The sequence below is a fragment of the Nonlabens sp. genome (genome assembly GCF_965657255.1).
Classification (GTDB): Bacteria; Bacteroidota; Bacteroidia; order Flavobacteriales; family Flavobacteriaceae; genus Nonlabens.
Genome location: NZ_CBFHNM010000001.1, coordinates 99,235 through 112,320 on the forward strand (window position 1 = coordinate 99,235; position 13,086 = coordinate 112,320).

A 13,086-nucleotide genomic window follows, 5' to 3' on the forward strand; every position below is an offset into this window, starting at 1 on the left:
ACATTATGAGTTTAAAAAAAAGAATCATACCATGCTTAGACATTAAGGATGGACGTACGGTAAAAGGAATCAACTTTGTAGGATTGCGAGATGCTGGTGATCCTGTAGAACTGGCAAAACAATATGCACAGCAAGGAGCTGATGAATTGTGCTTTCTGGACATTACTGCTACTATTGAAAAACGTGACACTTTAGTACTACTTGTAAAAGAAATCGCAGCGGTGTTGAATATTCCGTTTACCGTAGGTGGCGGAATTAACGACGTAGCTCTTGCCAAAGAAATCATCAAAGCTGGTGCTGATAAAATTGCTATCAACAGCGCAGCTGTTAAAAGACCTGAGCTAATTAGTGAATTAGCGGCAGAATTAGGTAGTCAATGTGTGGTGGTTGCGGTGGATACAAAATATTCCCACGAAAGTGGGAATCTAGCTGATTCAAATGATAAGGCTAGCGATTCCTTACCTGCAGATTCCCGCGTACGCGAGAATTTAAACAAAGTCTATGTAGCTGGTGGACGTGTAGAAACAGAACTAGAAACTATTTCTTGGTGTCAAGAAATTGAAAGATTAGGCGCTGGAGAAATATTACTTACCAGCATGGATCACGATGGAACTAAAAATGGATTTGCTCTAGAACTTACTGATATTATTTCTAGAAAGTTAAACATTCCTATCATTGCTTCTGGTGGTGGAGGAACTAGTGCTCATTTTGAAGAACTTTTCAAAGACACAGAAGCGAGTGCTGGACTAGCTGCGAGTATTTTTCATTTTGGAGAGTTGCCCGTTCCAGAATTGAAAAAACAGCTGACGGCAGCTGGAGTTGCTGTGAGAATTCCTGCAAATGCAGGAATCTAGCTGGTTAGTAACTAGCTTTACGATTAAAACTAAAGATTACCGCCTGCGCGGAAAACAAAAGCAAAGCCGTCCTACGACAGCTTGACAAAATAAAAACATTGCGGTGGGAAAATAAGAATTTCTGCCTGCGCAAATAAAATCGAAAGTGTTGAATCGAAGAGATTCCCACTTTCGTGGGAACAGATATGAAATTAGATTGGAATAAAGGAGAGAACGGATTATTGCCTGTAATTGTACAAGACGCTACTAGTAAAGAAGTGTTAATGTTAGGCTATATGAATGAAGAGGCTTTTGAAAAAACTCAAACTGAAAATCGTGTTACTTTTTACTCACGCAGTAAACAACGACTTTGGACTAAAGGAGAATCTTCTGACAACTTTCTGGATGTGGTCGATATCAAAATCGATTGTGATCAAGATACCATTCTTATAAAAGCAAATGCGCAAGGTCCTACGTGTCATACTGGTACGGTAAGTTGTTTTGATGATGGTGATGAATCTCGCTTTGGCGAAAGCGAGAAGAATTTTACTATCAACGATTTAGAAATGATCATCCACCAGCGTATTGATGATCAAGTGGAAGGTTCTTACACCTATTCTTTAATTCAAAAAGGGATTAATAAAGTAGCTCAAAAAGTAGGTGAAGAAGCTGTAGAAACGGTAATCGATGCCATTAATGGTAAAGAAGAAGATTTTCTATATGAAGCTGGTGATTTGATGTATCACTACCTAGTTTTATTGAAAGCTAAAGGTTTTTCATTAAAAGATATTGAAGCTGAACTAGCTACAAGGCATCAATAGTACTATTAAATTATTCTGCAATTTATTCAAGCGATGATATCTAAAATATGGATATCATCGCTTTTTTATTTGAGGATTTAAAATTCTAAAAAAAATGTAATTAACGGCTATTTAACCTTAATCTATTCACATGGTATTACTTTTAAAATAAAAATTATTATGAGTAAAAGTCAGCCATTATTACAACCTATAACTATAGGAGCAGTAGAATTAAAGAATAGAGTTATCATGGCTCCTATGACCAGATGCAGAGCAACTAACGAACATCAAGCACCAGATCAAAAACATATTGATTATTATACACAACGTACAGGAGCAGGTTTAATCATTACAGAAGGAAGTGAAGTATCAGAAAAAGCGAGAGGTTATCCATTTGTAGCAGGAATTTTCAATGATGCTCAAGTAGAAGGCTGGAAAAAAGTAGTAGATAGTGTACACAAAGCAGATGGAAAAATATTTCTCCAATTATGGCATGTAGGACGTACTTCTTTACCTGATTACCACAACGGACAACTGCCATGGGCGCCAAGTGCTGTAAATCCAAAGGCAGAACTGCGCAATCAATACGGTGAAAAAAAAATGACAGAAGTACCTCATGAGATGACCGTTGAAGAAATTAAACAAACGGTAAGAGAATTTGGTCATGCAGCTGCAAATGCTAAAAAAGCAGGATTTGATGGGGTTGAAATCCATAGTTCTAATGGATATTTAATTCATCAATTTTTCAATAATCAATCTAATTTACGAACAGATGATTATGGCGGTAGTAATGAAAACAAAGCTCGTTTTTTCTTTGAAGTTATAGAAGCAGTAAAAGAATCTTTCCCAGAAAACAGAATAGGTTGTAGATTAAATCCATCCTTGCACGGCGTTTTTGGAATCGATGGAACACCAGATACCATTCCGTTTTTTGATTATCTCGTAAACAAATTAAATGATCGCGATCTAGCTTACCTTCATTTATCAGAACCTTTTACAGATGTGAGTGGTGTTGACTTTTTAGAATCAGACATTGCAAAACATTACCGTCCTATTTACAAAGGAAATCTTATGATCAATAATGAGTTTGATCGCGAGTCAGGTAATCAAGTGATAGAAGATGGACATGCAGATTTAGTAGCCTATGGAAAGTTATTTATTTCTAATCCTGACCTAGCTGAACGTTTTGAATTGAATGCTAACACTGCAGACTGGAATCAAGAAACGTTTTATTCTCAAGGACGTGAAGGATATACTGATTATCCCACATTAAAAGAAGAAAAAGCTAAGAGCTAATACCTGTAAGCAATATTTGAGGCAACTCTTTTTTAAGGTCGGCTACTTCGGTAGTCGACTTTTTTGGTATCCATAAATATATGGATCTTAACGTACTCAAGAGGTTAAAAAGCATGGTTTCTACACTTATATTTTTAAACTCGCCGGTAGAAATACCACTTTGTAAAATCTTTTTAAAATCCAGCTCGTAGGTTTTGCGCAACAGTATGTATTCTTGATAAGCTTTTCCTTCAAGGTGCATCCAGTCGGTATTTAATACTGCAAGTGCATTGGTGTATTCAAGAGCTATTGTAATGTGAAGAAGTATGAGTTGTTCCGCTTTCGCGAAAGCGGACTTATCATACGCCTCTACCGCATCCATTCCTGCCGTAAACTCATGAGCTACTTCTAAAATAAGCGTTGCGAGTATCTCTTGTTTACCAGAAATATGATTGTACAAACTTGCTGCTTTCATATTCATAGCTGCAGCAAGATCACGCATGGTTACCGCGCTATAACCACGTTCTTTGAAAAGTTGCGCTGCTGTTTGTAAGATCTGTTTTTTGCGTGTCATGAACTGCAAATATAATAGATGCTTACTATCTTAAAATTAATTAAAAAAACAAGCTTACATATTAAAATTATCGATTTTAGACTAGCTTTGGACTTTACCCTATTATAATGCTAGAGAATATAGAAATTAATCCGCTTCTTGAAAGATTACCACCACACTTGAAACAGTTCATAAAGCCTCAAAATTATGAGCTTTACACCTATCAAGATCAAGCGGTATGGCGACATGTAATGCGCAAGAATGTTGATTTCTTGAGCAAAGTAGCGCATGGTTCTTACCTCGCTGGATTGAAAAAAACAGGGATTTCTATAGATAATATTCCGTCCATGTACGGAATGAATCGCATTTTAAAAGAAATAGGTTGGGCTGCTGTGGCTGTGGATGGGTTTATTCCGCCAGCGGCGTTTATGGAGTTTCAGGCGTATAAAATTCTAGTTATTGCTGCAGATATTAGAAAGCTCGATAATATAGAATACACTCCTGCGCCAGATATTATTCACGAAGCAGCTGGTCATGCGCCTATCATTGCAAGTCCAGATTATGCAGAATATTTGAGACGTTTTGGCGAAATAGGAAGCAAAGCTATTTCTAGTGCTCATGATCATGAGATGTATGAAGCTGTGCGCAAAATATCTATTCTTAAAGAAGTGTGTAGCGAGAAAAAAGATGCCGCACTAGATGCCGAAATTGAAGCTGCCGAAGCTGATATAGAACGCCTACAAAACAAAAAAGTAGAACCTAGTGAAATGTCTCTCATAAGAAATCTACACTGGTGGACGGTAGAATATGGACTGGTAGGAACACTGGAAAACCCAAAACTTTATGGTGCTGGATTACTCTCTAGTTTAGGCGAAAGCAAAAGTTGTCTCGAACCAGAGGTTGAAAAAAGACCTTATTCTATTGATGCGGCTTATCAAGATTTTGACATTACACGCAAGCAACCACATCTCTACGTAACGCCTAATTTTGCGCATTTAAGTGAAGTACTGGAAGAGTTTGCAAACACTATGGCAGTGCGTAAAGGTGGACATCGTGGGCTACAAAAATTGATTAACTCTAAGTCTTTAGGAACGATAGAAATAAGTACAGGATTGCAAGTGAGTGGTGTTTTTACACGCATGATTACTAATGATGATAATGATGTGGTATATTTTGAAACTACTGGAGAAAGTGCTCTTGCTTATCGGGAAAAAGAGTTGATAGGTCATGGAAGAGCTACTCATAAACAAGGATTTTTATCACCTCTAGGAAAACTTAAAGGAATCAATCTTGCTATAGAAGATATGGGCCCTCGTGATTTACAAGCTTATAATTTTTATGATAATGAGCGCATTGAGTTCACTTATGAGAGTGGTATAAGAGTAGAAGGCTTAAACGTTACAGGACAACGTAATATAAATGGTAAATTGATGCTCATACAGTTTACCGACTGCACGGTAACTTATAAAGATGAAGTATTATTCTCTCCAGACGACGGCATGTTAAATCTAGCGGTAGGTAAAGAAATAGTAAGCGCTTATGCAGGTCCTGCAGATTATTACAGTTTTGACCTGGTTTTTCATGAAAGTGATACTAAAACGATTCAACCTGTTTTCTCAAAAAGAGAGATCCTAATTCAAGGTTTATATGAGAAAGTGCGCCACTTTAGAGAAGAAGATAAAATCAATCAACCTTTACTCAATAAGTTAAAGAATGAAGTGGCATCTGATTATCCAGAACAATGGTTATTGATTGAAGAAATTGAGGAATTAATAAGTTAACACAATTTAAGAAAGCGGTATTTGTGTGTTTACCACCGTACCATTTCCAGCTGTACTCGTTAATTTTAAATCACCTTTCAGCGTTGTGATTGCTTTTAGAATCTTGTTGATTCCGCCGGCATCTATATTTTTATTTCGATCGTAACCTATTCCATTATCATGAGTAATTATGTGTAGCTTATCATCCTCTATGTATGCGATGTTAAAAATAAAATTTGCATTTGAATAAAGGGCTGCATTATGAAGTCCTTCGTTTATTATGGTTAAAAGCATTAAAGTTTGTGCGGGATCAAAATTTAATAATTTCTTTTCTGGAAAGTTCATTTTGAAGGTGGAAGGACTATTTAAATTATTCAAATAATAATTTTGAATTTGCCTAGTAAAAGTTTCTATATCTTTTAAACTAAAGTGGTTTTGAGATGCTGCAAATTTATAGACTAGTGTAACGGCCTCATTTTTAATATCTGTTTTTTCTGGAGGCTTCTGATCTAATTGTTTTAAAATATCGATTCTTTGCTGCCTTACTATAGAAATTCTACTTTTTGCATCGCTCCATGCACCAGAATGATTCAATTCTTCCCATACAAAAGCTATAATACCACCGATAAGCAAGCCTAAAACAACGTAAAAAAACCAATTATCCATTGAACTAAAATAGTTAATTTATTGCCAACTTAAATAGGATCCACAAATTCAATAATAAGGCTCTATATTTTTGAACCTAAAAATAAAAATCATCTTTAATCATAACTTTTATTATTTTAGTTTTATGCTGCTCATAGTGATATTAGTAATTTATTAAACATCGATTTAATATGTTCTAATGATATACAAATCATCTAGTAACTTTTATTTAATCAAAACATTACTGGACTGATCATAATGGATTGGGGTATTTTTAATGTTGCTATCAAATAAATGATTCCGCTTTCGCGAAAGCGGAACACCACACCAATTATTAATTTAAATTGCAAGTAAGTAATTCATGAAGAAACGTCTTAAGAAAGAAAACTATGTTCGGATTATTTAAGAGTAAGAAAAATGAAACCATAAAAAAATATCTAGAAGAAGGAGCACAACTAGTAGATGTGCGATCAGCTTCTGAATTTAACAATGGTCATATAGAAGGTTCTCACAACATTCCTTTTCAAACGATAGATCAAAAAATGAAGGAACTTGATAAGAATAAACCAGTAATCGTTTATTGTGCAATGGGTGGACGAAGTAATGTTGCTGCTAGCAAATTAAAATCAAATGGATTTAAAGTAGTAAACGCAATGGGAATAGGAACTGTAAAAAAGCATTTGAAATCGTGATACTTTAATTATATATTATTCCTATTTTTAATGCATGAAATTAGAATACCATAACATTAAGGATGAAGGCCGTTTTATAGTCACTAGTTTTCAGTGCGGTCCATCACTTCAACTACTACAAGAAAAAGAACTTTATAAAATTATATGGTGTACTACAGGAGAAACACAATTAACTGTCGACGGTTATGAAGTGACTCTTAAAGAAAACCAGGTTCTTTTTTGTACACCAGTAAATGTGGTGGATGTTCCTACTGATAATTTTGGGTTGATTGCATTTGTTTTTAACAGAGAATTTTACTGCATACAGCACAATGATTCTGAAGTTTCCTGCATGGGAATGTTATTTTATGGTTCTTCCAATGCGCCTATTGCAAATTTAAGTGAAAGGCATGTCAAAAGTTTTAATGCGATGCTTACTCTTTTTCAAGAAGAGTTTGAAACTAAAGATCATATTCAAGGAGAAATGTTGCGCACCCTATTAAAGAGAATGTTAATCACCGCAACTAGACTTATAAAAAACGACAATTACACTGAAGAACTTACCGTAAAACAGGTGGATCTAATTAGAAAATATAACATATTAGTAGAACAACATTTCAAAGAAAAACATCAAGTTGCAGATTATGCAGAGATGCTTTTCAAGTCTCCTAAGACTTTATCCAATTTTTTTAAAAAGCACGATGCAAAATCACCGTTAAAAATTATCAATGAACGCATTACTGCTGAAGCTCAAAGACTCCTGTTATATTCAGACAAAAGTGCAGAAGAAATAGCATATGATTTAGGTTACAATGAACCTAGTCACTTTTCTAAATTTTTCAAAAAACAAACAGGAACTTCTCCTCTTACATTTAGGAAGTCTTAATTAGGAAAATTCCTTGCTTTAAACCCTTTAGGAATCATTAATTTTTCAGAATCATACATATTAATATAGATAACTAGAGTATCGTTGCTACCTTCATAGTACAAAGCATATTTATCGAGCATTGCCTGACCAAAGGAAGAGTTCTTTGATGGTTGTGGACAGCAACTACCTAATCTATGATAATCTAATTCCTCACCATTAGGACCTGCCAGCGCATTGAGAAACCTGCGTTCATTTGTTGGGCCTTCACTTTCAGCAGCTCCACCTACTTTAATGGCATTTTGTGGTTCAAATCCGTAGGTTTTGTCATCAGCATACTTTTCTACAAGAAAAGCATAACTATTCACTAGAATTTGAGGATGTTTCCCATTACTGGATGATGTCTCATTAGGCTTTTTAGAAACCATTGCCTTTTGAGAACCGCAAGCGGTTAAAACAATAAAAGCAAATAAAGTAATTATCGTATTTTTCATCTTTTTAATTCAGTCATTTAAAGATAAAACAAAACAGGTTGAATCTAAAAGACTCAACCTGTTTCTAACTAACCAACTTTGAAAAACTAATTCTAAACTTTTTATGCTTTTTCTAATTCTAGAGCTTGAGCTGCTGGAAAATCTACTGGTATATCCGTAAGATTATGGATGTAATTTGAAATTGTTTTTTCACCAACTAAAACAATAGTATCAATCAAGTTTTCTCGAGTATAACCAGCTGCAAGAAAGGCATCTACAACAGCCTCATCTGCTTTACCTCTATTTTCTGTAATGTTTTTTGCCAATTGTGCTAGTGCATTATAACTACTTTGAAAAGAAGCTTTACCAGCTCTTAATTCTAAGATTTGCTCTTCTGTGAAACCATTCCCTTTTGCAATAGCCGTATGCGCAGCAAGACAATAAGAACAACCGTTGACCTCACTTACCGCAAGATTAACCACTTCTTTTTCTTTATTATTAAGTGATGTTTTAGATCCTGCAAAAGTTAGGTAGTTGTTTAAGGCATTATTTGAAAGTGCATAGGTCGCATACAAATTAGGCACAAAACCTACTTGCTTTTCTAGATGATCAAAAATCCCTTGATTTACTTCATTCACTTCTGCTCTACTCGGTACATTAAATGTTGTCATGATATATAAATTAAATTATTATTATTTTTAATCCCTTAGGACATGACAAAGATGCGGCATCTATTAAGTTGAAAACAGAAAGTTTTTTCCTGATTGCTGGTTGATTATTCCCTAAATAAATCGCTTGCATACTTAATAAAGTAACAAGAATACATATGTGTAATCGCGCCCAATTTTATGCATGATATAACGCTAAAACCTAATCTCAGCACCTAAAACAAAACCATTCACACTAACACCACCTAAAGAATAATCATGGTAACCAGCAAAGTAAGCCATCTTCTTTCGATGGTATTTAACCTGCAACTGCAGCTGATCAATACTACTATCATTAATAAAAGACTGCTGATAAGAACCGTGCAGACTTATTGGTCTAAAAGCATATACCTCTAGTCCTACTTGATAAGAAAAACCAGTAGTATTCACATCATCTCCTACATAGGTCGCTCCTATTCCCCAATATCCAGTGACAGATCGTTCTCTAATGCGATAATAATTGAGCATCAAAGAAGACATATTAAAGTGATCCGTATTACCAGAAAGATTATCTTCAAATAAACTAGTATGCGATACTCCTAGTCCTAGAATAGGTATAAAGCGATAATTGATAGTTGTTTCAAAACCTCGAATAGAATTGGCTGCAAAATAGTTAGCATTAACTTTCACAAGACTTCTTTTATCTCCTTTTAATGCTCCAAAATCATACTCGCCATTCACATTATCATAATAATACGGATATGGTGAAAAGTGACGCTCCTCTAGACTACCAAAAAGTCCTTCATAACCTATAAAAAGAAAAAGATCCAAAAATATTTCTGCAAACAATCCACCTACAAAATCATCATCGTCATCGCTTGAGCTAGAACTGCTAGAACTAGAGCTGCTAGAAGAGGAAGAATTAGAAGATAAATTTTCCTTAGCACCACTTAATTTTCCTTGAGAAAAACCTATTAATGGAACGAATAATAATAAAAGTAAAAGCTTTTTCATAGCATGAGATTGGTCATTTGCATTCATCAAGGACCATGCCTTTCATTTTTCAGCAATTTAAAATGCGCAATCAATATTCATTCTTTTTCTTAAATAGGATTTCATCCTTTATCTTTATGACAAATTATCTCACCATGAATAAACTCTATTATCTACTTATCGTTTTTGCTGTTCTCGCTTTCGCGAAAGCGGAATCACAGCAATTACCAGAGCCACCAGAAGAGCAAAAGTATTATGAATCACAAGAGTTCAGACAATTAGGTCCATTTAGAGGCGGAAGAAGTGCAGCAGTGACTGGTGTACCTGGAAAACCCAACTTGTTCTACTTTGGTAGTACTGGTGGTGGCGTATGGAAAACGATGGATGGTGGACGCACGTGGAGTAATATTTCTGATGGTTATTTTGGTGGGTCTATTGGTGCAGTAAGTGTTGCGCCTAGCGATCATAACGTGATTTATGTAGGTGGTGGCGAGAAGACACTGCGCGGTAACGTATCGAGCGGTTACGGCATCTGGAAAACAGAAAATGCAGGAAAATCATGGACGCAAGCTGGGTTACCTAAAAGTAGACACGTCCCTAGAATAGCTATTGATCCTAATGACCATAACATCGTTTATGCAGCAGTTTTAGGAGATATTTATAAACCTACCACAGATCGTGGTGTGTACAAATCCACCGATGGAGGTAAAACATGGACTAAAAAATTGTATTCAAACGATCTTGCTGGTGCAGTAGATTTAATCATTGACCCTAGTAATCCTCGTAATTTATATGCTACCACATGGCGTGTACAAAGAACTCCTTATAGTTTATCAAGTGGTGGCGACGGCAGTGCGATATGGAAAAGTACCGATTATGGTGAAACATGGAAAGAGATTTCTACTAATGAAGGTTTTGCCAAAGGAACTTTAGGTATTATGGGAATTACCGTATCGCCACTAAGCTCTGACCGATTATATGCCATTGTAGAAAACAAAGATCAAGGTGGAGTTTATAGAAGTGACGACGCTGGACTCACCTGGAAAAAAACAAACGATTCTAGAAGTCTAAGACAAAGAGCCTGGTATTACACTAGAATCTATGCCGATACGGAAGACATCGATAAACTTTACGTAGTAAATGTGAATTATCATAAAAGTACTGATGGTGGTAAAACATTTTCAGGCGCAAGAGCACCACATGGCGATCATCATGATTTATGGATCGCACCAGAAGATCCTAACCGTATGATTATGGGAGATGATGGTGGCGCGCAGGTCACTTATGACGGTGGCGAGACTTGGAGTACGTATCACAATCAGCCGACGGCACAATATTATCGTGTTACCACTGATGATTCTTTTCCTTATAGAATCTATGTGGCACAACAAGATAATGGGACGATTAGAATCCCACATCGTACAACTGGTCGCAGTATTACAGATAACGATTGGGAAGGAACTGCTGGTGGCGAGAGCGCGCACATCGCAGTAGATCCTAAGGACAATGACATCGTTTACGGCGGTAGTTATGGCGGTTATTTAACGCGTTACAATCATAAAACAAAGTCACAACGTGCAATAAACGTCTGGCCTGACAATCCAATGGGACATGGCGCCGAAGGAATGAAATACCGCTTTCAGTGGAATTTCCCGATTCTGTTTTCTAAGCACGAGCCTAATAAATTATACGCCTTTTCAAACAACGTGCATGTGACCACAAGCGAAGGTCAGAGTTGGGAAACCATTTCGCCAGATTTGACTAGAAACGATCCTACTAAATTAGTTTCTAGTGGTGGACCGATTACACAAGATAACACCAGTGTAGAATATTACTGTACCATTTTTGCTGCAGCAGAATCACCTTTAAAAGCTGGCGAGCTTTGGGTAGGAAGTGACGATGGTCTTGTACACTTATCTAAAGATGGCGGTAAGAACTGGAGCAATATTACTCCTAAAGGTTTACCAGAATGGGCACAAATCAATAGCATCGAGCCGAGTCGTTATGATGCCGCAACTTGCTACATGGCTGCTACTCGATATAAATTAGGTGATTTTGCTCCTTATTTATATAAGACTACCGACTACGGTAAAAGCTGGAAAAAGATAACCGATGGAATTCCTGCTGAGCATTTTAGTCGTGTGATACGAGAAGACGATCAGGTTAAAGGAATGTTATATGCAGGAACTGAAACTGGATTATATATCTCTACAAACGATGGAAAAACATGGAAATCCTTCCAGATGAATTTACCTATCGTACCTATTACAGACCTTGCAGTGAAAGACAATAATCTAGTAATAGCAACCCAAGGAAGAAGTTTATGGATTCATGATGATTTGGGACTTGTAAGAGATGCTTTTAGTAGCACGCTTTCGCGAAAGCAAAACAGCAACCAACTCTTTAAACCTAAAACAGCTTATCGCATGGGCGGAAGTGGTCGTGCTGGATCATTAACGGCTGGAGCAAACCATCCAGCTGGTGTGCAAGTGCATTATTATTTACCACAAGTAACAAAGAAAGACAGTGTTTCCTTAAGTTTTTATGATGCTAAAGATGAACTGATAAAAACATACGCCAGTTATAATAAGAAAGATAAATTGAAAATTAAAAAAGGAGCTAATTTATTCAATTGGGACACACAATACGATGGTGCTGAAAAACTTCCTGGAATGATCCTTTGGTGGGCAAATCTTTCTGGACCGCAAGCGACTCCTGGTAATTACAAGGTACAACTTACCGTAAATGGTGAGACACAATCACAACCTATTACAATAATACCAGCTCCTAATGCAGAGGCTAGTGTTGCAGACATGCAGGCGCAATTTGATTTTGTAAAAGAAGTGAACGCAACAGTAGATAAAGCGCACAAATCCATTAAAAACATACGTGCATTTAATAAAAAACTCAGCGCTTTTGAATCTCTCTACGGCGATCGTGAAGAAAAAGGAATCAAAGACATGATCAAGATGTCGAAGGAAATGAAAGAGAAATTTAGCGAGGTAGAAAAAGCCTTGTACCAGACTAAAAACAGAAGTGGTCAGGATCCTTTAAATTTCCCTATTCGATTAACAAATAAACTAGCACATTTAAACAGTCTCGCACAAATAGGCGACTTTGCTCCTACTTCACAAAGTATTCAAGTGAAAAATGAACTGACAGCTGAGATTGAAAAGCAGCTTAGTATTTTTGATGAGGTTTTAAATTCTGATATTAAAAAATTTAATGAAGCTTTTAATAAGCTGCAATTGGATTACTTAGTGATTGAGAAGGAAGAAGATTGATGAGACCATTGATTATTCGTAGAGCGATCGCTTGGTATATTGATTACTGTATTGCGGGAATCTTTACTTTTAGTGTTAGCTACATCTTAGGAATAGAAATTAGGTTAGGTAATATAGAAAATTATATAAATCTGGCCTTATTGCAATTCGTATGCTTCATCGTTTATAACTTATTAGCTGAATTGTTTTTCAAAAAAACAATAGCTAAAAATGGTTGAAGTTAGAAATTAAAGATAGTGGTAAAGAAGGCTTTGTAAAAAGGGTAATATTTAGAAACCTTATAAAGC

General features: G+C 36.0%; 13 protein-coding genes. 8 read left to right on the top strand and 5 right to left on the bottom strand.

Going from position 1 to position 13,086, the window contains the following annotated elements:
• Positions 1–5 precede the first annotated feature (5 nt).
• From hisF to ACTF54_RS00525, 3 genes are all read left to right on the top strand, one after another.
• Positions 6–854 carry an imidazole glycerol phosphate synthase subunit HisF gene (gene hisF / locus ACTF54_RS00515; RefSeq protein WP_347195384.1) on the top strand — a complete coding sequence of 283 codons (849 nt, stop codon included), beginning with the start codon at positions 6–8 and terminating at the stop codon, positions 852–854.
• A gap of 185 nt (positions 855–1,039) precedes the next feature.
• Positions 1,040–1,654, top strand: coding sequence for a bifunctional phosphoribosyl-AMP cyclohydrolase/phosphoribosyl-ATP diphosphatase HisIE (gene hisIE / locus ACTF54_RS00520; protein ID WP_347195383.1), 615 nt, complete (start codon positions 1,040–1,042; stop codon positions 1,652–1,654).
• 159 nt (positions 1,655–1,813) lie between these two features.
• Positions 1,814–2,929: an alkene reductase gene (locus ACTF54_RS00525; RefSeq protein ID WP_347195382.1), complete on the top strand. Its 1,116-nt coding sequence runs from the start codon at positions 1,814–1,816 to the stop codon at positions 2,927–2,929.
• Here the strand turns inward: ACTF54_RS00525 and ACTF54_RS00530 are convergent.
• Positions 2,919–3,482 (bottom strand): TetR/AcrR family transcriptional regulator, encoded by a 564-nt coding sequence (locus ACTF54_RS00530; protein ID WP_347195381.1) that lies wholly within the window; start codon positions 3,480–3,482, stop codon positions 2,919–2,921. The two genes, ACTF54_RS00525 and ACTF54_RS00530, sit on opposite strands and share 11 nt — an antisense overlap.
• Before the next feature lie 107 nt (positions 3,483–3,589).
• Between ACTF54_RS00530 and ACTF54_RS00535 the strand changes: the two genes are divergently transcribed.
• Positions 3,590–5,242, top strand: coding sequence for an aromatic amino acid hydroxylase (locus ACTF54_RS00535; protein ID WP_347195380.1), 1,653 nt, complete (start codon positions 3,590–3,592; stop codon positions 5,240–5,242).
• A 6-nt stretch (positions 5,243–5,248) separates the two neighbouring features.
• Here ACTF54_RS00535 and ACTF54_RS00540 read toward each other — a convergent pair whose 3' ends face one another.
• On the bottom strand, positions 5,249–5,887 hold the full coding sequence (locus ACTF54_RS00540) for a histidine kinase (RefSeq protein ID WP_347195379.1): 639 nt from the start codon (positions 5,885–5,887) through the stop codon (positions 5,249–5,251).
• A gap of 368 nt (positions 5,888–6,255) precedes the next feature.
• Between ACTF54_RS00540 and ACTF54_RS00545 the strand changes: the two genes are divergently transcribed.
• Both ACTF54_RS00545 and ACTF54_RS00550 read left to right on the top strand, forming a co-directional pair.
• Positions 6,256–6,558: a rhodanese-like domain-containing protein gene (locus tag ACTF54_RS00545; RefSeq protein ID WP_347195378.1), complete on the top strand. Its 303-nt coding sequence runs from the start codon at positions 6,256–6,258 to the stop codon at positions 6,556–6,558.
• Between the two features lie 34 nt (positions 6,559–6,592).
• Entirely contained in the window at positions 6,593–7,423 is an 831-nt protein-coding gene (locus tag ACTF54_RS00550; RefSeq protein ID WP_438968496.1) for a helix-turn-helix domain-containing protein, read from the top strand.
• On the opposite strand, the gene ACTF54_RS00555 is transcribed toward ACTF54_RS00550, so the two are convergent.
• From ACTF54_RS00555 to ACTF54_RS00565, 3 genes are all read right to left on the bottom strand, one after another.
• On the bottom strand, positions 7,420–7,896 hold the full coding sequence (locus ACTF54_RS00555; protein ID WP_438968497.1) for a 2-dehydro-3-deoxyphosphooctonate aldolase: 477 nt from the start codon (positions 7,894–7,896) through the stop codon (positions 7,420–7,422). The genes ACTF54_RS00550 and ACTF54_RS00555 overlap by 4 nt on opposite strands.
• A gap of 101 nt (positions 7,897–7,997) precedes the next feature.
• Positions 7,998–8,546 carry a carboxymuconolactone decarboxylase family protein gene (locus tag ACTF54_RS00560; protein ID WP_438968498.1) on the bottom strand — a complete coding sequence of 183 codons (549 nt, stop codon included), beginning with the start codon at positions 8,544–8,546 and terminating at the stop codon, positions 7,998–8,000.
• A gap of 192 nt (positions 8,547–8,738) precedes the next feature.
• Positions 8,739–9,536 carry a hypothetical protein gene (locus tag ACTF54_RS00565; protein WP_438968499.1) on the bottom strand — a complete coding sequence of 266 codons (798 nt, stop codon included), beginning with the start codon at positions 9,534–9,536 and terminating at the stop codon, positions 8,739–8,741.
• Positions 9,537–9,670: 134 nt separating this feature from the next.
• On the opposite strand from ACTF54_RS00565, the gene ACTF54_RS00570 reads away from it, so the two are divergent.
• Together ACTF54_RS00570 and ACTF54_RS00575 are read left to right on the top strand one after the other, a co-directional pair.
• Positions 9,671–12,799: a WD40/YVTN/BNR-like repeat-containing protein gene (locus ACTF54_RS00570; RefSeq protein ID WP_438968500.1), complete on the top strand. Its 3,129-nt coding sequence runs from the start codon at positions 9,671–9,673 to the stop codon at positions 12,797–12,799.
• A complete protein-coding gene (locus ACTF54_RS00575; RefSeq protein WP_438968501.1) occupies positions 12,799–13,017 on the top strand; it encodes an RDD family protein in 219 nt (72 codons plus the stop codon). Before ACTF54_RS00570 ends, ACTF54_RS00575 begins: the two co-directional genes overlap by 1 nt.
• Positions 13,018–13,086 lie beyond the last annotated feature (69 nt).